Origin of the sequence: Halomonas sp. H5 (assembly GCF_050613175.1) — a bacterium.
Lineage (GTDB): Bacteria > Pseudomonadota > Gammaproteobacteria > Pseudomonadales > Halomonadaceae > Bisbaumannia > Bisbaumannia salifodinae.
In genome coordinates this window covers 3245606-3265691 of sequence record NZ_CP192510.1, presented here as the reverse complement: position 1 = coordinate 3265691, position 20086 = coordinate 3245606, and the positions used below count along the sequence as shown (strand labels likewise).

Here is a 20086-nt window from a genome sequence, read left to right as displayed (position 1 = left end):
GGCATCCCTACCCGATCGGGTCTCCACGCCTCGTGAGGTCGCCGTTCAATAGAGTCTCTCGCGTTCGTCGTTGACCACGATCCGGTGCATCTCGTTTTCCGTGAGTTCGAGATTGCCGGCGTCGACCATCGTTTGTGCCAGGCGCGGCAACCCCTCGAGGTCCGGCCAGTGCTCGGGTTGCCAGAGCTTCGAGCGAATCATGCACTTCGAACAATGAAAGAAGGCTTCCTCCACCCGGACCAGGATCGCCAGCTTCGGGCTTCTTCCGGCGATCGCCATCGAGTCGAGCAGCGCCGGGTCTTGGGTAATAGTGGCCGTGCCGCTGACGCGCAGGGTTTCGGTCTTGCCGGGGATCAGGAAGATCAATCCGACCTTGGGATTCGTCAGGATGTTCTCCATCGAATCGGCCCGGTGATTCCCCGGCCGGTCGGGAATGGCGAGGGTCCGGGCATCGAGTATCTTGACGAACCCCTCGGGGTCGCCCTTGGGCGAGACGTCGACATTGCCTTGGGCATCGGCCGAGGCGAGCAGCATGAAGGGCGAGCGCCCGATGAACTGGCCGCAGTGCCTGTCCAGGGCGGACAGGCACTTGCGGGTCACGAGTTCACTGGGCTCCGGCAGCACGGCACGCAACTGCTGCCGGGTTTCGATAAGGTCGTTGAATCGGGTCATGACTGCCTCCCGCACGGGACTCCTCATGGAACTCATGGACGCGCTTCCAGCACCATGTTCATCGCCGTCTGCGTGGCCCGCCGCACCTGCCGAAAGCCCGCTTCCTTCAAGATCTCGGTCAGCCTTCGCTCGCCGGCCTGCGCGCCCAGCGCCAGCCCGACCTCCTGGGCCCGCGAGGCCGGTGTGCAGATAAGGGTCGAGGCGGAGTAGAAGATCTGCCCGAGCAGATGCAGGTTGTCGGTCAGGTGATCGCCGGCGAGGGGCTCGACCAGCATCAGGGTGCCATCGGGCTTCAGGCGTTCGCGCAGGCGTCGTGCCGCGCCGACGGGGTCGCCCATGTCGTGCAGGGCGTCGAACATGCAGATCAGGTCGAAGCCGTTATCGGCAATGTCCTTGGCCGTCGAGGTGACGAAGCGCGTGTTCGCCGCCACGCCCGCCGCGTCGGCCTTCTCCGTGGCCATGCCGATCGAGGGCGCGTGAAAGTCATAGCCGTAGAAGGTGGCGTTCGGAAAGGCCTGTGCCATCAGCACCGTGGACGAGCCGTGTCCACAGCCCACATCGGCGACCTTGCCGCCCGCGGCGAGCTTTGCCGTCACGCCCTCGAGCGCCGGCAGCCAGGCGTCGACGAGATTCGCGGCATAGCCCGGTCGGAAGAAGCGATCGGTGCCGCAGAAGCAGCAGCCGTGGTGTTCTCCCCAGGCCCGGCCGGCTCCGGAGCGCAAGGTGGCCACCGCCTTGTCATGGGTGGTGAATTGCGAGACCAGCAGCTGGAAGAAGCCCTGCATGCAGGCGGGATGGCCCTCCTGAGCGAGTACGATGGCCTGTTCCGGGGTGAGGGAGAAGGTGTCGTCTTCCGGGTGATAGATCACGTAGCCCGCCGCCGCCTGGGCGCTGAGCCATTCCCGCAGATAGCGTTCGTCGACCTTGCTCAATCGGGCGAGTTCCGTGGTGCTGCAGGGACCGATGTCGCGCAAGGTGCGGTAGACGCCGGCCTGGTCGCCCAGGAAGGAGAGCAGGACGGCGAGGGAGCCGCCGATGTCTTCCATCACCTTGCCGATGAAGGCCGTGAGGCGTTCTTCGCTGACCTGTACAGATACGGTTGCGCTGTCCATAGTGATTCCTCTGTCATGTGAGAGCGGCGCGGGCTCCAGCCGTAGCCGGGTGGGGGAACGCTCGAATGCGGCGAGCGTGAGACGCAGCTTGGCTGGCGGGGGCGGTTCTGGACATGACCGGACGGCCGGGCTTCTTGCCCGATCGTCCGGATCTTGCGTTCGCTCGTGCCACCACTGGGAATCGGGCCGCGGGGGGCCATCATGAGAGAGGACATCCTGTCCGAGGTGCTGCGCTCCGTGAGCCTGTCGGGGGCGGTATTCTTCGATGTCGCCGCGTCGTCGCCCTGGGTGGCCGAGGCGCCGGCCGCTGCCTTGCTGCTGCCACTGGTGATGCCGAATGCGCAACACCTCATCGAGTATCACGTGATTACCAGCGGCTTCGCTTGGGCGACGCTGATCGACTCGCCGGAGGCGCCGGTACGGCTGGCGCCCGGGAGCGTGATCATGTTTCCCCAGGGCGACCCGCACGCGCTGTCCAGCCGCCCGCAAATGCGGGCGGAGCCCAACGTCGGCCTCTTCGCTCAACCCGCGGAGCTGTCGCCCCCTTTCTATATCGAGCAATTCGGTGGCGGCCCCGAGCAGACGCGGCTTATCTGCGGGTTCCTTGGCTGCGACCTGCTGCCGTTCAATCCCGTGATCCAGGCGCTGCCGCGCATGGTGCACATTCCCGATGGCTATACGGCCGGCGATGGCTGGTTGAGCAGCCTGATCCAGGCCATCATGACGGAGAGCCGCCGGCAGCGCGTCGGGGTCGACAGCGTGCTGGCGCGACTCAGTGAACTGCTCTTCATCGAAGTGGTGCGCAGCCATATGGAGTCGCTTCCCGACGAGGCCACCGGCTGGCTGGCCGCGCTGGCGGATCCTCTCGTCGGGCGCATCATCCGCCTGCTGCACGAGCATCCGCAACGCGCCTGGACGCTGGATACCCTCGCCAGGGAAGCGGCCGTTTCCCGGACCGTGCTGGTGAGCCGCTTCACCGACCGCGTCGGCGTCGCGCCCATGACCTATCTCTGCCACTGGCGCATGCAGATGGCGGCGGGCAAGCTGACCCGTGGCGCTGCCAGCATCGCGCAGATCGCCTCCGACGTCGGCTACGAATCCGAGGCGGCCTTCAGCCGCGCCTTCAAGCGCAGCACCGGCCTTGCCCCAGGCGCCTGGCGGTCGCGCCGCATGGCCGAGGGCGCATGACCTCGGCCCAGCAGCGCCAGGCCGCCGAGCGCTTCCACCACTGAGGTTCTGTCACCGCGTCTCTCTCGACAGCCCGTAGCTACAGGCTAGTGCTGTGCCTTGACCCGCCCCTTGGCGGGTCTCTTTTTATTCCGGGCGCTCGTCGAGCCCGGCTCGCACCATTTCCAGGAAGGTGGCGATAAGACGCCGCTCGCTCTGCTGGCGCAGGCAGACCAGGGTCTCGGTCATGCGGCGTTGCGAGTCCTCGATCGGCAGCACATGCAGGTCGCGGTGGGCACCGGCCTCTGCCGCCGAGACGATGCCGATTCCCAGGCCCGCGGCAACCAGCTCGAAGACCGCCTCTCGTCCCTCGGCCTCGATCGCCAGGTTGATGCGGTACCCAGCCGCCTTGAGTTCTTCTTCGATCAACTGACGCGTCATGGAGCCGCGTTCCCGCAGTACCAGGGGAGCATCATCGAGGTCGGCCAGGGTCAGGGAGCGCCGGCTAGCCCAGGGATGCCGGGAGGGGACGAAGGCGATCAGGGGATCGCAGCTCAGCTCCTGCGCCAACAGGCGCGGATCCTCCACCGGGCGACCGAGTACGGCGAAGTCGGCCTTGTGCTCGAACAGGCGCGTCAGCGCCTCGTCGGTATTACCGGTGACCAGGTTGAAGCGGATGGCGGGGTAGCGCTCGTTGAAGCGGGCGATAAAGGGCAACACATGCAGCGGCGAGTCGACCGCCAGGGTAAGGCGTCCCGAGCGCAGTTCCCGGGAGCAGACCAGCAGTTCCTCGGCCTCGCCGGCGGCGGCGAAGAGGCGTTGGGTGATGCCCAGGAGCCGCTCGCCCAGCTCGGTGAGCTGTACCGAGCGTTTATTGCGTCGGAGCAGGCTGACGCCGAACTGCTCTTCCAGTTTGCGCACCTGGTCGGAAACCGCCGGCTGGCTCAGGAAGAGGCGCTCGGCGGCACGGGTGAAGCTGCCGTGAATGGCCACCGCATGGAAGGCGCGCAGTTGGGCGTGGGAGATGGCCATGGGGCCTCACTTATAAGTTTGACTTTCTTCAGATATATAAATAAACGATTTTATTTATATATGGCAACTTGGTTTGATCGACTCCAGCGGTAATCCACCGCGCCTACGACCGCTGGAGGACGATCATGACTCAGGCCGAATTCTTTGCTTCCCGCCACCCCCTCGCCGCCCCCGCCCAGGGCGAGCTCTATCTCCTGACGCCGGGCCCCCTCACGACGTCCCTGGCGACCAAGGAGGCCATGCTGCGCGATTGGGGGTCCTGGGACGCTGACTTCAACCGCATCACCGCCGAGGTGCGCCAGCGGCTGTTGGCCATGGCGGGCGTCCATGGCGACAGCCATGTCTGCGTGCCCATGCAGGGCAGTGGTACCTTCGCCGTGGAGGCGGCCCTGGCCAGCGCCATTCCCCGGGATGGCAAGGCCCTGGTGCTGATGAACGGTGCCTATGGCAAGCGCGCCGCCCAGATTCTCGAGTACATGGGGCGCGACTACCTCACCCTCGACAAGGGTGACTACCTGCCGCCGCAGCCCGAGGAGGTGGCCGAGCTGCTCGAGGCTCACCCGGAGATCACCACGGTGTTCCTGGTACATTGCGAGACCAGCTCGGGCATTCTCAACCCGGTGAAAGAGATCGCCGACGTGGTCAAGGCCCATGGCAAGGGCTTGATCGTCGATGCCATGAGCTCCTTCGGGGCGGTGCCGCTGACCATCGACGAGGTGCCCTTCGATGTGATGGTCTCCTCGGCCAACAAGTGCATCGAGGGGGTTCCCGGCTTCGGCTTCGTGATCATCCGACGCGACCTGCTGGAGGCGAGCGCCGGCCGGGCCCACTCGCTCAGCCTCGACCTGCTCGAGCAGTGGCGCTACATGGAACGCACCGGCCAATGGCGCTTCACCCCGCCGACCCATACCGTGGTGGCCTTTCATGCCGCCCTGGCTCAGCACCGTGAGGAGGGTGGGGTCGAGGGACGGCTGGCTCGCTATCGCCACAACCGCGACGTGCTGGTGGCCGGCATGCGCGAGCTGGGCTTTGCCACCCTGCTCGAGGATCGTTGGCTGTCGCCGATCATCACCACCTTCTTCTCCCCGGAGCACCCCAGCTTCGATTTCAAGCGCTTCTATGCCGAGCTCAAGGCGCGCCAGTTCGTGATCTATCCCGGCAAGCTGACCATCGCCGAGAGCTTCCGCATCGGCTGCATCGGCCAGATCGACGAGGCGGTGATTCGGCGCCTGCTGGCGGCGATTCAGGAGTCGCTGGCGGCCATGGGCGTCGACGACTGTCGCCCGGCGGCCTGACGCGGCGGCCGTGTCGATAGCGGCGTGGCATCACTTACAACAACAATTTCCTGCTCTCGCCCGGCGAGAGCCATCGAGAGGCCAATCGTATGAACCATCATCTTGGCTCGACCCCCTTGGCATCCGGCCTGCACTCGCTGCGCCGCTGGCGCTGGCAGGTGTTCGCCATCACCTGGCTGGCCTATGCCGCCTTCTACTTCACCCGCAAGGCGTTTTCGGTGGCCAAGCTGGGGATCGTCGATGATCCCAGCTTCGAACTGGAACGCGCCGCCATGGCGCAACTCGATGCGCTTTACCTGGCCGCCTATGCGGTGGGGCAGTTCACCTGGGGCATCCTGGCCGACCGCTTCGGTCCGCGGGTCGTGGTGCTGGGCGGCCTGGTGATCTCCGCCGTGGCGGCGGTGATCATGGGCACCTTCGCCACCCTGCCGATCTTCGCCACCTGCATGGTGGTCCAGGGCCTGGCCCAGTCCACCGGCTGGGCCGGGCTCTGCAAGAACATCGGCAGCTTCTTCGCCACCCAGGAGCGGGGGCGCATCCTCGGGCTATGGAGCTCCTGTTATGCCTTCGGTGGCCTGGTGGCATCGCCCTTCGCCGGCTGGTGGGCCTACCACGTCTTCGGTGACTGGCGTGCCGCCTTCTTCGCCTGCGCCGGGGTGGTGGCCGTCGTCGCCGTGCTGTTCTTCCTGTTCCAGCGTAATACCCCCCAGGATGTGGGATTGCCTCCGGTAGAGGCCGAGTATGCGCCTCGAACCGATGGTGAGGGACGCTATGCCAGCTTCGGCGCCTGCCTGATGACCATCATGAAGAACCGTACCGTCCTGGTGCTGGGCCTGGCCTACTTCCTGCTCAAGCCGGCCCGTTACGCCATCCTCTTCTGGGGGCCGGTGATGGTCTACGAGCGCATGCCCGCGGTCGGCATGGTGGGAGCGGCCATCGTGCCCACTTCCTTCGAGGTGGCAGGGCTCTTCGGTCCCATCCTGATCGGCCTGATGTCCGACAAGTGGTTCGGTGCCCGCCGCTTCCCGGCCTGTGCCATCAGCCTGCTGACCCTCTCGGTGCTGCTGGTCCTGTTCGTGCCGGCGATGCAGAGCGGCAGCGTTTACCTGGTGGTCGGCGTGCTGTTCCTGATCGGCCTGACCCTCTATGGCCCCGACTCGATGATCAGCGGTGCCGCGGCGGTGGACTTCGGCAAGGGCACCGCCGCCACCGCCTCCGGTTTCGTCAATGGCTGCGGCTCCGTGGGCGCCGTCCTCGGTGGCCTGCTGCCGGGCTTCTTCGACACCGAGACCGTCTTCCTGCTGTTCACCGGTACGGCGTTGATCGCCACCGTGATGATGCTTCTGCACTGGAATACCCGCCCCGATAGCCTGGTAGCCGACGACGAGGCCGCCGCGATTGCGGCGCCGGCCGCTCAGGCGAGAGAGTGACCCCCCCAATCCTTCCAAGGAGGAAGAACCATGCAATATCAACACCCCGACCGTCTGCAGTGCGCCATTCTCGACTGGGCTGGTACCGTGGTGGATTTCGGCTCCTTCGCCCCCACCCAGATCTTCGTCGAGGCCTTCGCCGAGTTCGGCGTGGCGGTCAGCCTCGAAGAGGCCCGCGGCCCCATGGGCATGGGCAAGTGGGACCATATCCGCACCCTCTGTGATATCCCCGCCATCGCCGAGCGCTTCGAGCAGGCGGTGGGGCATGCCCCCAGCGATGACGACGTCACGGCCCTCTACGAGCGCTTTATGCCGCTGCAGATCGAGAAGATCGCCGAGCATTCGGCGCTGATTCCCGGGGCCCTGGAAGCCATCGCCGAGCTGCGCCAGCGAGGGCTGAAGGTCGGCTCCTGCTCCGGCTATCCGGCGGTGGTCATGGACAAGGTGGTGGCCCTGGCCGAACGCAATGGCTATGTGGCCGACCAAGTGGTGGCGACCGACGAGGTGCCCAATGGCCGCCCCCATCCGGCCCAGGCGCTGGCCAATGTCATCGCCCTGGGCGTGAGCGATGTGGCCGCCTGCGTCAAGGTGGACGACACCACGCCGGGCATCCTCGAGGGCCGTAGCGCCGGCATGTGGACCGTGGCCCTGACCTGCTCCGGCAATGCCCTGGGCCTCACCCATGAGGCGTTCCGGGCCTTGACCGCCGAGAAGCTGGCTCAGGAACGCGCCCGGGTCGCCCGGCTCTTCGAGGCCTCTCGCCCCCACTACCTGATCGACACCATCGCCGACCTGCCGGGGGTGATCGATGACATCAATGCCCGGCTGGCGCGGGGCGAAACGCCCCAGGCGAGCTGAGCCGCAATGACGCGGGCCCCCGGGACCCGCTGACGGGGCCTCCATGACTGCGAGGCCACCTGGGCTGAGCCTTTTGGGCGCGACGCATGTCGCGCCCGTTTCGTGAGAGGGTTACCGCTGGTTGGTAGGCGTCGCTTGCCCGAAGGGTCACTCGTCCGCGAACCGGACCGGTCCCCTGGGCGTGCGGTCCACCGAGAGGGTGAAGAGGTCGGGCCGGGCATAGTGGCCGCAGACGTCCAGCGAGCGGCGGGCGCGTCTGGCCTGCTCGGGGTCGACCTCGCCGTAGAGGATGCCCTTCTCGCGATGCAGGGGGCCGGCCGTCACCTCGCCACCGGGGGCGATGATCACGGCGTTGCCGTCATTGATCCACTCGTCCGGCGGGAAGAGGCGGTCGCGCTCGGGAAAGCTCGCCGGGACGTCGCTTCCCTGCATGGCCGTGGCCGAGCCGATCACCCAGCAGCCTCCCTCCTTGGCGATATGGCGTAGCGTGGCCAGGCAGACGTCGCTGGTGTCCCAGGTCGGGTTGATGAAGATCTCGAGGTCCTGGGCGTAGAGGGCATAGCGCGCCAGGGGCATATAACACTCCCAGCAGATCAGGCAGCCGAGCCGTCCGGCGGGGGTCGCCACCACCCGTAGCCCGCTGGCATCCCCCAGGCCCCAGATCATGCGTTCCGGGTTGGTCGGCATCAGCTTGCGATGCCGGTTGAGACGCACGCCATCCGGGCCGATCACCACCAGGGTGTTGTAGAGGGTAGTGCCGCTGTAGCGGCTGTCGAGTTCGTGGCAGCCCAGCACCAGGGTCACCCCATGGCGCGCCGCGGCCTCCTCCAGGGGACGTAGCGCCTCGCCATCCAGGTCGACGGCATTGGCGCGCAGGCGAGCATGGAGTTCGGCGGAGAGCGCCATGTCGCCGCCGGGTTTCAGCCGCCAGGCCCAGGCCGGGTAGCCGGGCAGGTGGGCCTCCGGGAATACCAGCAGGGAAGCCCCGGCCGCGGCGGCCTCATCGATCGAGGCGAGCATCCGTTCGAGGGTGGCCTCGCGCTCGAGCAGTACCGGTGGTTTCTGGATGACGGCGACGGTGGTGGCCATGAGCGGCTCCTCGCGTGCCGGCCGAGGTCCGCGGCGGTGCCCCGTTCACCAGGACGCTATGCCTTTCACTATAGTGCCCGGCGACCGTCGACGCGGTCGTATTCGGCCTCGGCGGCGAGGCGCTGGAGCGACCCTTTTTTGAAGCCCTATTCGGCGTTAGCCGAGCGCCAGGTCCTCCCGGGTGGGCAGGGCGGCGTAGGCGCCGGGGCGGGTCACCGCATGAGCGCCGCACTGGCAGGCGGTGGTCACCGCCCGGGACAGGAAGGCGTCGTCCTGGTGCCAGTCGCTGGCGATGCCGGCGCTCTCCAGGTGGGTGGCAAGCTCGGCCAGCAGGCCGCCGATAAAGGCATCGCCGCCGGCGGTGGTGTCCACCGCCCGGACCCGCGGCGGGGCCACGCTCAGCTCGCGGCCGGCGCCCAGCAGGCGCACCGCGTCGGGGCCATCGGTGATGACGATCGCCTTGACCCCGGCGGCCAGGCGCTCGGCAAGCCAGGCCGCCTCCGGATGGTCGCCGCGCAGGTCGTCGACCTCCTCCCGGGAGAGCTTGAGCAGGTCGGCGCTATCCAGCAGCCGGGTGACCAGGGGGCCATCGGCGCGGCCGCCCTCCCAGAGGTTGTGGCGTAGGTTGGCGTCGACGCTGATCAGGCAGCCGGCGCGGTGGGCCATCTCGGCCATGGCCAGGGTGGTCTCGGCGATGGCCGGCTCGGTCAGGCTGTTGCTGCACAGGTGGAGGATGGCCGGCTCGGCGAAGACCCCCTGGGGCAGGTGCTCCAGGCGATAGAGCAGGTCGGCGGCGGGCGGCCGGTAGAAGTCGAAGGTGCGCTCGCCCTGGGCGTCCCGGGAGACGAAGGCCAGCGCCGTCCGCGCCCGTCGGGTACGCACCACGCCGCCGGTGTCGACGCCGTGGGCGGCCAGTTCCTCGGCGATGAAGTCGCCGAAGTGGTCGTCGCCGAGCATGCCCAGGAAACGACTGGGCACGCCGAGCCGCGCGCAGGCCACCGCCACATTGGCCGGGGCGCCGCCGGCATAGGGAGTAAAGGTCTCGGGGCCCTCGGCCGCCTGGTCGCCCAGGCGGCTGGAGAGCATATCGACCAGGGCTTCGCCGAAGGCGATCACCGGGATCATTGGGCCTGCTCCTTGCCGCGCTTGGCCTTGCCGCCCTTGGCGGGGCTGCCTTGCTCGGGCGCTGCCTTGGCCGCCTCGGCCTGATCCGCGGCGCGGGCCGGGTCGCGGCCGGGGAAGTGCTGGCGCACCAGGGCCAGCAGCCCCTGGGTGGAGGCGTCGAAGTCCTGGGTGCGTTCGTCGATGCGCTCGCTGATCTCGCCGGCGATGCGCTTGCCCAGCTGCACCCCCCACTGGTCGAAGGAGTTGATGTTCCAGATCACCCCCTGGACGAACACCTTGTGCTCGTAGAGGGCGATCAGGGCGCCCAGGTTCTTCGGCGTCAGTTCGTCGAGCAGCAGGGTGCTGGAGGGGCGGTTGCCGGGGCAGCTGTAGGGGTCGAGCTGGCCGCCCTCCTGGCTGCCCTCCATAAAGGCGTTGGCCTGGGCCAGCATATTGGTGAGCAGGGCGAAGTGGTGGTCCTCGAAGCCCGGCTCCGGCTTCAGCGAGGCGATGAAGTCGATGGGCACGAAGCGGGTGCCCTGGTGCAGCAGCTGGAAGAAGGCGTGCTGGCCGTTGGAGCCGGTCTGGCCCCAGACGATGGGCCCGGTCTTGTAGTCGACGGGGTGGCCGAAGATATCCACCGACTTGCCGTTGGACTCCATGTCCAACTGCTGCAGGAAGGAGGGCAGCTGATGCAGGGCCTGGTCGTAGGGCACGATGGCCTGGGTCTCGGCGCCCTGGAAGTTGATGTACCAGATGCCGATCAGCGCCATCAGCACCGGCATGTTCTCGGCGAAGGGCGCGGAGATAAAGTGCTCGTCCATCTCGTGGGCGCCCTCCAGCAGCTCCATGAAGCCGTCGAAGCCGATGGACAGCGCGATGGGCAGGCCGATGGAGGACCACATGGAGTAGCGCCCGCCGACCCAGGCCCAGAATTCGAAGACGTTCTCCTCGCGGATGCCGAACTCCATGGCCGCCTTACTGTTGGTGGAGGCGGCCACGAAGTGGGCGCCCACGTCAGCGTCCTCGCCGGCGTTGTCGAGGAACCAGCGCCGCGCCGTCTTGGCGTTGAGCAGGGTCTCCTGGGTGGAGAAGGTCTTGGTGGAGACGATAAACAGGGTGGTCTCGGGGTTGAGGCCGCTGAGCACCTTCTGGATATGGGTGCCGTCCACGTTGGAGACGAAGTGGAAGCTGAGCTCCGGGTGGCGGTACTTGAGCAGCGCCCGGCAGGCCATATTGGGGCCCAGGTCGGAGCCGCCGATGCCGATATTCACCACGTCCTTGATGCGCTTGCCGCTGTAGCCCTTCCACTCGCCGCTACGGATCGCCTCGGAGAAGCGCTGGATCTGCTCCCGGGTGCGGTGGATCTCCGGCATCACGTCCTTGCCGTCCACATGGACCGGGGAGTCGCCCAGGTGGCGCAGGGCGGTGTGCAGTACCGGGCGGTCCTCGGTGACGTTGATGATATCGCCGGAGAACATCTGGGCGCGACGCTGCACCAGGGCGGAGTGGTCGGCCAGTTCCAGCAGTTTCTCCAGCACCTCGTCGGAGACCAGGTGCTTGGAGTAGTCGAGGAACAACCCTCCGACCCGCAGGCTCATCTTGTCGAAGCGCGCCGGGTCGGCGGCGAAGTAGTCGTGGATGCGGTCCTTGGCGGTCTCGCGGCAGAGCCGCTCCAGGGCTTGCCAGGTGACGCTACGGGTCAGCTGAAACATGGGGTCCTCCGGGTCGTGACTGTGGTTGTTAGTGACGCTTCAGGCCACGCGATGGCAGCGCGCGGCCTCCAGCAGGGCGTACCAGGGCGGTGCGGCCAGGGAGGGGGCGGGGGCCTGCAGCAGCGCCTCCAGGCGCTCGGGCTTGAGGGTGCCCACCACCGGGACGGGGCGACCGGGCAGGCGGCGCAGCCAGGCCAATGCCAGGGCGCCGGGGCTGCAGCCGTGGGCCTCGGCCTCGGCGGTCAGCACCTGGCCCAGGCGGTCCTCGAAGACGCTGCCGCCACCCAGCGGCGACCAGGCCAGGGGCGTCAGGCCGTCCCGCAGCAGGGCGTCGTAGCTGCCGTCGAAGAGCGGCGCGCTGTGCCCCAGGGAGAGCTCCAACTGATGCACCGCCAGTGTCTGGTGCATGGCGGCCTGCAGGCGCCGCCACTGCTCCGGCAGGAAGTTGGAGACCCCGGCGGCGGCGATCTTGCCGGCCGCCACGGCGTCGTCCAGGGCGCGGCCGGTGGCCTCGGCATCCATCAGCGGGTCGGGGCGGTGGAGCAGGAAGTGGTCGAGGCGTTCCACCCCCAGCCGCGCCAGGGCGGCGTCGATGGCCGCGCTCAGGTAGGCCGGCGAGGCATCGTAGTGCTTGACCGCATAGCCGGAGGTGTCGCGTTGGGGGGTGATGATGCTCGCCTTGGTGACGATGCGCACCCGCTGAGCCAGGCCCGGGCGGCGCCTGAGGGCGGCGCCGAACAGCGCCTCGCCCTGGCCGTCGCCGTAGATATCGGCATGGTCGAACCACACCAGGCCCTGGTCGAGGCGTGCCTCGATCCAGTCGGCCAGGCGCTCGGGATCCTGCAGGTCCCGGGCCTCATGGAGGCGCATCATGCCCAGCACCAGGGGCACGTCGAAGGTGGCGCTCATGGGGTGACCTCCTCGGGCGCTGCCAGCGACAGGGTGGTGCCCAGCAGGTGCTGGGCGCCGGGCACCAGCCACACCGGGTCGAGGCGGGTATTGGCGGCCTCCACGCAGAGGAAGCGGCGCGCCGCCTCGGCGTCGGTATCCTCCGGCAGGGCCTCGCCGGGGTGCCAGACCACCGCCGAGTCGCTGCCCTGGCGGGCGATGCGCAGGCGACGCTGGCCATCGTCCAGGGTCAGCTCGGCGTTGCTGTGGTAGATGCGGTCGACGGCGCCGCGCACCCCCAGTTCACCCTGCTGATCGGCCTCGGCGAAGTCGCGGTGCTTGTCCAGGTAGCGGGCCCCGGCCAGGCCCTCGACGCGGCAGGCCTGGGCGTCGCTTACCGCCAGGTAGCTATGCAGGGCGCCGCTCAGTTTCACCGGGGTCTCGCCGGTGTGCTCGGTGATCAGTTCCACATGCAGGCGGTTGGCGTTGGCCTGGACCATCAGCCGCGGGCTGAGCTGGCCATGCAGGCGCGTCTCCGGGGAGAGATGCAGCTCCACGCCGCCCTCGTGCTCGTCCACCGCATCCAGGCGCCACTCCGCCTTGCGGGCGGTGCCATGGAAGGGGCCGCTATGGTCTTCCGATTCATCCGCATAGCGTTCGTCGGCGAACCAGGGCCAGCATAGCGGGATACCGCCGCGGATCGCCCCGGGCAGCGCCTGGGGCGTGGGGGTCACCCATAGCCAGCCGCTGTCGTCACGGCTCGCGGGGCGAAAATGAAGCACCTGGGCACCCTGGAGGGAGAGCGCGAGCTCCCCCCAGGCCTCGTTGGCCAGCCACACCTCGCGGCCTTGCCATTGGGTGCGGCGTTGGCCCTGGGTGACCTCCAGCAGCTGGCGCAGGGAATCGGGAATCATCGGGCTCTCTCCTAGGGACGTTGACAAGGATCAGTCGACCTCGGGGTTATGGAGGGCCTCGGCGGCGCCCAGCAGGCCGGGCCAGGCGGCGGTGACCACATGCACCGGAATCGCCCCGGTGTAGTCGCCCATGCGCCCCTTGGCGGTAAAGGCCTCGCGGAAGCGGCTGCGCGGCAGCCAGTCGAGCAGCCGCGGCAGGATGCCGCCACACAGATAGACCCCGCCCCGGGCGCCCATCGTCAGGGCCGCATCGCCGCAGACGTCGCCGAGGATCTTCAGGAACCGCAGCAGGGTATCACGGGCCACCGGGTCCTCTCCCGCGGCCTCGCTGACCTCGGCGGGGCTGGCGTAGCGGGGCGGGGCGCCCTTCAGGGAGCAGTGGGCCAGGTAGAGGTCGAGCAGCCCCTGGCCGCAGAGGATGCGCTCCACGCTGACCCGCCCGTAGCGGTTGCGGAAGTGGCGCAGCAGGTTCTGCTCCCGTTCGTCGGTGGGGGCGAAGGTGACATGGCCGCCCTCGGTGGGCAGCGGGATCCAGGCCTGGCGGCCGGGGAAGAGGCCGGCCACGCCGAGGCCGGTGCCGGGGCCGATCACCAGCCGGGCGGTATGCGCCAGGGCCTCGCCGGGCTGCACCTCGACGAGGTCCTGTTCGGCCACATGGGGCACGCCGAGGGCCTGGGCGGTGAAGTCGTTGATCACCTTGAACAGCTCGAGACCCAGGGCCTGCTGCGCCTCGCGCCGGGAGAAGGCCCAATGGTTGTTGGTCATCTTGACCCGGTCGCCACGGATCGGGCAGGCGAAGGCCAGGCACGCCTCCCGGGGCGCCTGGGCCCCGCTGGCGCCGACCCGCGTCAGGTAGTCGTTGACCGCCTCCACCAGGCCCGGGTAGTCGGCGCAGGGCAGACTGAGGATATCGTGGGGCTCGAAGGCGCCGGGGGTCACCAAGGCGAAGCGCGCATTGGTCCCACCGATATCACCGATCAATGCCGGTCGAATCATCGTGAACTGGCCTCTTCAAACAGTCGCAGACATAGGGCATGGTCCCACCGCTCTCCAGAAGATCCGCCGATAAGCGCGGGTCGAATCATCGTGAACGGGCCTCTTTATACAGTCGCAGATACAGGGCATGGTCCCACCGCTCTCCATAAGATCCGCCAATCAATGCCGGTCGAATCATCGTGAGCTGGCCTCTTTAAACAGTCGCAGACACAGGGCTTAGGCGTCTTCGTCGTGGATCTGGCCGGCCTGTTGGGCCAGGTCGTCGGCCTCGAAGCCACCGAACACCGAGGCGCCGTGCTCGGAGCCGCTGGCCAGGTGACGGAAGCCGGCGAACAGCTCGCGGCCCAGCCCCTGGTGGTAGTGCTCCAGGTGGGGCTCGCCCAGCTCGCGCTCGGCCAGGTCATGGGCGGAGACCTTGACCTCGAGGGTGCCGGCGTTGGCGTCCAGGCGGACCACATCGCCGTCGCGCAGCCGCGCCAGGGGGCCGCCGTCCAGGGCCTCGGGGGTCATATGGATGGCCGCCGGGACCTTGCCGGAGGCGCCGGACATGCGCCCGTCGGTGACCAGGGCCACCTTGAAGCCGCGATCCTGGAGCACGCCCAGGAAGGGGGTCAGCTTGTGCAGCTCCGGCATGCCATTGGCCTTGGGGCCCTGGAAGCGCACCACCACCACCAGGTCGCGATCGAGCTCGCCGGCCTCGAAGGCCGCCTTGAGCTGGTTCTGGTCCTCGAAGATACGCGCCGGGGCCTCGACGACGCGGTGCTCCTCGGCCACCGCCGAGACCTTGATCACGCCGCGGCCCAGGTTGCCGTCCAGCACGGTGAGCCCGCCGGTAGGCGCGAAGGGCTCGCTGACGCCGCGCAGCACGTCCGCGTCGAGGCTCTCGGTGGGGCCCTCGCGCCAGACCAGCTCGCCGTCCTCGAGGAAGGGCTCCTGGGTGTAGGCGGTCAGGTCGGTGCCGAACACCGTGGGAATATCGGCGTGAATCAGGCCGGCCTGGATCAGCTCGCGGATCAGCAGGCTCATGCCGCCGGCGGCCTGGAAGTGGTTCACGTCGGCCTGACCGTTGGGGTAGATGCGGGTCAGGCTGGGGGTCACCGCGGAGAGCTCGGTGAAGTCGTCCCAGGTGACGGTGAGCCCCGCCGCGGCGGCCATGGCCACCAGGTGCAGGGTGTGGTTGGTGGAGCCGCCGGAGGCCAGCAGACCGACCATGGCGTTGACGATGGCCCTGGCGTCGACCTGCTTGTAGAAGGGGCGATAGGTGCCGCCGGCTTCGCTGTTGCGGATCGCCTGCTCGGCGGCGTAGCGGGTCAGCGCCTCGCGCAGCGGCGTGCCCGGGTTGACGAAGGAGGCGCCGGGCAAATGCAGGCCCATGATCTCCATCATCAGCTGGTTGGAGTTGGCGGTGCCATAGAAGGTGCAGGTGCCGGGGCTGTGGTAGGAGGCGGACTCCGCCTCCAGCAGCTCGTCGCGGCCCACCTTGCCTTCGGCATAGAGCTGGCGAATGCGCGCCTTCTCCTTGTTGGGCAGGCCGCTGGGCATGGGGCCGGCGGGCACGAAGAGGGTCGGCAGGTGGCCGAAGCGCGCCGCGCCGATAAACAGGCCCGGGACGATCTTGTCGCACACCCCCAGGTAGAGGGCGGCGTCGAACATGTTATGGGAGAGGGCCACGGCGGTGGCCATGGCGATCACTTCCCGGGAGAACAGCGACAGCTCCATGCCCGGCTGGCCCTGGGTCACGCCATCGCACATGGCCGGCACGCCGCCGGCGTACTGGGCGGTGGAGCCCATGGCCCGGGCCGCCTCCTTGACGATCTCCGGGTAGGTCTCCAGCGGCTGGTGGGCGGAGAGCATGTCGTTATAAGACGAAACGATGCCCAGGTTGGCGCTGTTCATCAGCTTGAGGCGCCCCTTGTCGGTTTCGCCGCAGGCGGCGAAACCGTGGGCCAGGTTGCCGCAGGAGAGCTCGCCCCGGTGCACCCCGCGGCGGTGCTGCGCCTCCATGCGCGCCTCATAGAGGGCGCGGCGTTCGGCGGAGCGTTCGGCGATGCGTTTTGTCACATGGTTGACGACGTCATTGAGCGGGGGAGTCTGGGCAGTCATGGCAACCTCGTCTGATCGAAGTGGGCGGGTTTCGCCGGCTCGGCGATGTCCAATGTCGTAAACTTAGCAAAAAAATACCTTGAAAGCTCCCCGACTTTGGGCCAAATTGGGGGCCATAGATAGTAATCTTTCAATGTTACCAGGCGTCGGCTCCCTTCAGCGGGGTCGCCGTCATCGACTCGACAGCACAAGAACGCGAGGATGCCAGCATGACCCTACGTGTCGCTATCAACGGCTTTGGCCGCATCGGCCGCAACGTCCTTCGGGCCCTCTACGAAAACGGTTACCGCGATCGGGTCCAGGTGGTTGCCATCAACGACCTGGGCGACCCGGCCCTCAATGCCCATCTGTTGCAGCGCGATAGCGTTCATGGCCCCTTCCCGTTCAAGGTCGAGCACGACGAGGAAAGCCTCAGCGTCGACGGCGACCGCATCGCCATCTCCTCCCAGCGTGACCCGGCCCAACTGCCCTGGTCCGCCCTTAATGTCGACCTGGTAATGGAGTGCACCGGCCTGTTCACCAAGCGCGAGGCCGCCGCCAAGCACCTGGCCGCCGGCACCGGCAAGGTGCTGATCTCCGCCCCCAGCCCCGATGCCGACGCCACCGTGGTCTACGGCGTCAACGAGAACGTGCTGACGGCGGAGCATCGAGTGGTCTCCAACGCCTCCTGCACCACCAACTGCCTGGCCCCGGTGGCTCAGGCCCTGCACGCGGCGGTGGGCATCGAGAACGGCCTGATGACCACGGTGCATGCCTACACCAACGACCAGAATCTCTCCGACGTCTACCATAGCGATCCCTATCGGGCGCGTAGCGCCACCCAGTCGATGATTCCCACCAAGACCGGCGCCGCCGCCGCCGTGGGCCTGGTGCTGCCGGCACTGGCCGGCAAGTTCGATGGCCTGGCGGTGCGGGTGCCGGTGATCAACGTCTCCCTGGTGGACCTGGTGTTTACCGCCGGCCGCGACACCACCAAGGAAGAGATCAACGCCATCGTCGCCAAGGCCGCCGAGGCCTCCCCGGTGCTGGCGGTGAACGCCCAGCCGCTGGTCTCCATCGACTTCAATCATGACGCCCACTCTTCCACCTTTGACGCCAACCACACCCGCGTCAATGGTCGCCTGGTCAAGGTCATGGCCTGGTACGACAACGAGTGGGGCTTCTCCAACCGTATGCTGGACACCGCCCTGGCCATGGCCGCGGCGCGCTGATCCACCCCCGGCACGATATGGCGTCGCCATGCCCACGGCGACTCACGGCTCCGCTCCGGTGTCATGGTGACGTCATGTCCTGCGCTTCACGGGTGCCCCTCGGGCACCCGTTCTCTTTTTTGCCGTTGCCCTTGACTTCGGCGCTGGCCAACGGTGCTTGTCCGGCGCTAAGCTGCTAGGCTTAGTCCCATCAGCGATGGACGCTGAATGGTCACTAACATGGAGCAGCGGCCGTGACAGGCAGAGTGAGATTCCCGCCCCCCGTCGATGTGCAGCCCTTGCTGGGGCTCTCGCTTCGCGATACCCAGAAGGGCCGCGAGGGGCGCATCGTGGGTGTCGATCAGGCCCAGGCCACGCCGGTGCTGTGGGTCTGCTGGGCGCCCGGCCAGGGCAGCGAGCGGGTGGAGCTGACCCATGAGCAGTTCGAGGCCCTGCTGGCCGCCTGTCGTCCCCGGGTCGCCACGCCATCGCGTCCGGCGCCTTCGCCTACGGCCGCCGAGCCCAGCGATGCCTCGGAACCGACGCCCCCCCGGCGCCAGGCCGCGCGACGCTAATTCATCTGCTTTCTCGCTCGTTTGGCGGCGCCCACTTTCCCGGTGGGCGCCGCTTCGCTATGGTCGCAGGGTCGTCGTCCGAGAGCCTGTCCTATGCACGGATCTGTCCGCCCCGCCCTGCGGGTGCAATCGCTGGCCGCCATCGACGAGGTGGCCGCCGCCCGCTGGAATGCCCTGGTCGGGGATGACTACCCCTTCCTGCGGCACGAATTCCTGGCCGCCCTGGAGGCGAGCGGGGCGGTGTCCACCGACAGCGGCTGGACGCCGCGGCACCTCTGCCTGTGGCAAGGGGAGCGACTGGTCGGGGCCCTGCCGCTCTATCACAAGGTCCACTCCCGGGGCGAGTACGTCTTCGACTGGGGCTGGGCGGATGCCTGGGAGCGGGCGGGTGGCCGCTACTACCCCAAGGCCCTGAGCGCGATTCCCTTTACCCCGGCGCCAGGGCCACGGCTGCTGCTGGCGCCAGGCATCGACCCCGGGGCGGCGCGGCGCCACCTGGCCACCCATTGGGAGGGTAGCGCGCTCTCCGGTTGGCATCTGCTGTTTGCCGAGGCGCCGGAAGTGGATGCCTGGCTCGAGGCCAGGCCGGCGCTGATCGTGCGTCATGGGGTGCAATTCCAGTGGCGGGATGCGGGCTTCGGCGACTTCGACGGCTTCCTGGGGGCGCTGACCTCCAAGCGGCGCAAGGCGATTCGCCGCGAGCGGCGCCTGGTCGCCGACCAGGGGCTGCGCCTGGAGCGTCTGGAAGGGGAGGCCATCGACGAGGCGGCGCTTGCGCACTTCTACCGCTGCTACTGCCTCACCTACCTGGAGCGGGGGCAGCGCCCCTACCTGCCGCTGGCATTCTTCCAGCGGCTGCGGGCGACGATGCCCGAGGCGCTGTTGCTGGTGCGGGCCTGGCTGGAGGGGCGCCCGGTGGCGGCGGCACTGAGCCTGCAGGGCTCCCGTACCCTCTATGGCCGCTACTGGGGCAGCGAGGTGATGGCCGACAGCCTGCATTTCGAGGCCTGCTACTACCAGGGCATCGAGCACTGCCTGGCCAAGGGGCTGACCACCTTCGACCCGGGCACCCAGGGCGAGCACAAGTTGACCCGGGGCTTCGCTCCGGTGCGGTTGCGCTCCCTGCACCATATCGCCGACCCCCGGTTGCGCGATGCCGTGGTGCGTTTCTGCGCCGAGGAGGCCCGCCACCTGGCGGCCTACTGCGATGCCGCCGAGGCGGCCCTGCCGTTCAAGGATTCCGTGGGGACATCCTCCGGATAACCCAGCAGGGCTATCACGGTTGGAATCGCTGAGGGGCGCTGGGGGCAGGATGGAGCGGGGGTTTTTTGCCAGGGGTGAGGAGGAATCCTCCGAACGGGCTGGCCAGGGATGGCCAGCACCGGCCCTGCAAGCGGAGCAGGATGCGAGAGCGCCGCAGGGCAAAAGTAGCTCCCAAGGAGGGGTTCACAGCGCCCCGCGACGACCTGCCCCCAGGACCGCAAAGCTAACTGCGATAGCCCTGGATAACCCCGGCGCGACTCGCCGCCATGGTGGCGATAATGGCATAATCGGCGCCGACCTTTTCCGTGGATGGGATGACCTCATGCTCAAGTGGCTGGCCGGCGTGCTGCTGGTGCTGATCGCCCTGCTCCAGTACCGCCTGTGGTTCGGCGAGGGCGGCCTGCGCGAGCTGGCCGAGACCCGCGCCCGGGCCGACGCGGTGGAGACGGCCAACGAGCCGCTACGCGCCCGCAACCAGCGCCTGGCCGCCGAGGTGAGTGACCTCAAGACCGGCCTCGATGCCATCGAGGAGCGGGGCCGCAGCGAACTGGGCATGGTGCGCCGCGATGAGCAGTTCTTCTGGGTGCCTGGGGTGGTGATCGAATCGGCCCTGATCGAGCAGAACGCCTTGCCCATCGGCGCCGGGGAGGGCCGCCCATGAGCCGTCGCCTCTGGTTGATCGT

The 20086-nt window shown here is 68.1% G+C and carries 18 protein-coding genes; 8 read left to right on the top strand and 10 right to left on the bottom strand.

The annotated features are described in order from the left end of the window. Nucleotides 1–45: 45 nt before the first annotated feature. Together ACQ1W9_RS15055 and ACQ1W9_RS15050 are read right to left on the bottom strand one after the other, a co-directional pair. A complete protein-coding gene (locus ACQ1W9_RS15055; RefSeq protein WP_431024102.1) occupies nt 46–672 on the bottom strand; it encodes a pyridoxamine 5'-phosphate oxidase family protein in 627 nt (208 codons plus the stop codon). A 32-nt stretch (nt 673–704) separates the two neighbouring features. Then, a complete protein-coding gene (locus tag ACQ1W9_RS15050; protein ID WP_431024101.1) occupies nt 705–1784 on the bottom strand; it encodes a class I SAM-dependent methyltransferase in 1080 nt (359 codons plus the stop codon). Between the two features lie 201 nt (nt 1785–1985). On the opposite strand from ACQ1W9_RS15050, the gene ACQ1W9_RS15045 reads away from it, so the two are divergent. Then, entirely contained in the window at nt 1986–2972 is a 987-nt protein-coding gene (locus ACQ1W9_RS15045) for an AraC family transcriptional regulator (protein WP_431024100.1), read from the top strand. Nucleotides 2973–3098: 126 nt separating this feature from the next. Here ACQ1W9_RS15045 and ACQ1W9_RS15040 read toward each other — a convergent pair whose 3' ends face one another. Then, on the bottom strand, nt 3099–3983 hold the full coding sequence (locus ACQ1W9_RS15040; protein WP_431024099.1) for a LysR substrate-binding domain-containing protein: 885 nt from the start codon (nt 3981–3983) through the stop codon (nt 3099–3101). Between the two features lie 125 nt (nt 3984–4108). Between ACQ1W9_RS15040 and ACQ1W9_RS15035 the strand changes: the two genes are divergently transcribed. The 3 genes from ACQ1W9_RS15035 (at nt 4109) to phnX (ending at nt 7566) form a co-directional block, all read left to right on the top strand. Next, nucleotides 4109–5278 carry a 2-aminoethylphosphonate--pyruvate transaminase gene (locus ACQ1W9_RS15035; RefSeq protein ID WP_431024098.1) on the top strand — a complete coding sequence of 390 codons (1170 nt, stop codon included), beginning with the start codon at nt 4109–4111 and terminating at the stop codon, nt 5276–5278. Nucleotides 5279–5367: 89 nt separating this feature from the next. Then, nucleotides 5368–6708: an MFS transporter gene (locus ACQ1W9_RS15030; protein ID WP_431024097.1), complete on the top strand. Its 1341-nt coding sequence runs from the start codon at nt 5368–5370 to the stop codon at nt 6706–6708. A 30-nt stretch (nt 6709–6738) separates the two neighbouring features. Further along, the gene (gene phnX, locus ACQ1W9_RS15025; RefSeq protein ID WP_431024096.1) at nt 6739–7566 is read left to right on the top strand and encodes a phosphonoacetaldehyde hydrolase; all 828 of its coding nucleotides are present in this window, start codon (nt 6739–6741) and stop codon (nt 7564–7566) included. 147 nt (nt 7567–7713) lie between these two features. Here the strand turns inward: phnX and ACQ1W9_RS15020 are convergent, their stop codons facing one another. From ACQ1W9_RS15020 to edd, 7 genes are all read right to left on the bottom strand, one after another. Continuing rightward, nucleotides 7714–8655: a carbon-nitrogen hydrolase family protein gene (locus ACQ1W9_RS15020; protein ID WP_431024095.1), complete on the bottom strand. Its 942-nt coding sequence runs from the start codon at nt 8653–8655 to the stop codon at nt 7714–7716. A 156-nt stretch (nt 8656–8811) separates the two neighbouring features. Continuing rightward, a complete protein-coding gene (locus ACQ1W9_RS15015) occupies nt 8812–9780 on the bottom strand; it encodes a carbohydrate kinase family protein (protein WP_431024094.1) in 969 nt (322 codons plus the stop codon). Next, nucleotides 9777–11474 carry a glucose-6-phosphate isomerase gene (pgi, locus tag ACQ1W9_RS15010; protein WP_431024093.1) on the bottom strand — a complete coding sequence of 566 codons (1698 nt, stop codon included), beginning with the start codon at nt 11472–11474 and terminating at the stop codon, nt 9777–9779. Before pgi ends, ACQ1W9_RS15015 begins: the two co-directional genes overlap by 4 nt. A 39-nt stretch (nt 11475–11513) precedes the next feature. Then, complete coding sequence (locus ACQ1W9_RS15005) at nt 11514–12383, bottom strand: aldo/keto reductase (protein WP_431024092.1); 870 nt, start codon at nt 12381–12383, stop codon at nt 11514–11516. Beyond that, nucleotides 12380–13276: a D-hexose-6-phosphate mutarotase gene (locus tag ACQ1W9_RS15000; protein WP_431024091.1), complete on the bottom strand. Its 897-nt coding sequence runs from the start codon at nt 13274–13276 to the stop codon at nt 12380–12382. The genes ACQ1W9_RS15005 and ACQ1W9_RS15000 overlap by 4 nt, the downstream gene beginning before the upstream one ends. 30 nt (nt 13277–13306) lie before the next feature. Beyond that, nucleotides 13307–14272 carry a glucokinase gene (gene glk / locus ACQ1W9_RS14995; protein WP_346063940.1) on the bottom strand — a complete coding sequence of 322 codons (966 nt, stop codon included), beginning with the start codon at nt 14270–14272 and terminating at the stop codon, nt 13307–13309. Nucleotides 14273–14488: 216 nt separating this feature from the next. Beyond that, nucleotides 14489–16375: a phosphogluconate dehydratase gene (gene edd / locus ACQ1W9_RS14990; RefSeq protein ID WP_431024090.1), complete on the bottom strand. Its 1887-nt coding sequence runs from the start codon at nt 16373–16375 to the stop codon at nt 14489–14491. Between the two features lie 209 nt (nt 16376–16584). On the opposite strand from edd, the gene gap reads away from it, so the two are divergent. The 4 genes from gap to ACQ1W9_RS14970 all read left to right on the top strand — a co-directional run bounded on the left by gap (nt 16585) and on the right by ACQ1W9_RS14970 (nt 20064). Beyond that, on the top strand, nt 16585–17586 hold the full coding sequence (gene gap, locus ACQ1W9_RS14985) for a type I glyceraldehyde-3-phosphate dehydrogenase (protein ID WP_431024089.1): 1002 nt from the start codon (nt 16585–16587) through the stop codon (nt 17584–17586). Nucleotides 17587–17831: 245 nt separating this feature from the next. Continuing rightward, nucleotides 17832–18140: a hypothetical protein gene (locus ACQ1W9_RS14980; RefSeq protein ID WP_431024088.1), complete on the top strand. Its 309-nt coding sequence runs from the start codon at nt 17832–17834 to the stop codon at nt 18138–18140. A 93-nt stretch (nt 18141–18233) separates the two neighbouring features. Further along, nucleotides 18234–19403 carry a GNAT family N-acetyltransferase gene (locus ACQ1W9_RS14975; RefSeq protein ID WP_431024087.1) on the top strand — a complete coding sequence of 390 codons (1170 nt, stop codon included), beginning with the start codon at nt 18234–18236 and terminating at the stop codon, nt 19401–19403. A 322-nt stretch (nt 19404–19725) separates the two neighbouring features. Further along, the gene (locus tag ACQ1W9_RS14970; protein ID WP_431024086.1) at nt 19726–20064 is read left to right on the top strand and encodes a septum formation initiator family protein; all 339 of its coding nucleotides are present in this window, start codon (nt 19726–19728) and stop codon (nt 20062–20064) included. Nucleotides 20065–20086: the final 22 nt, after the last annotated feature.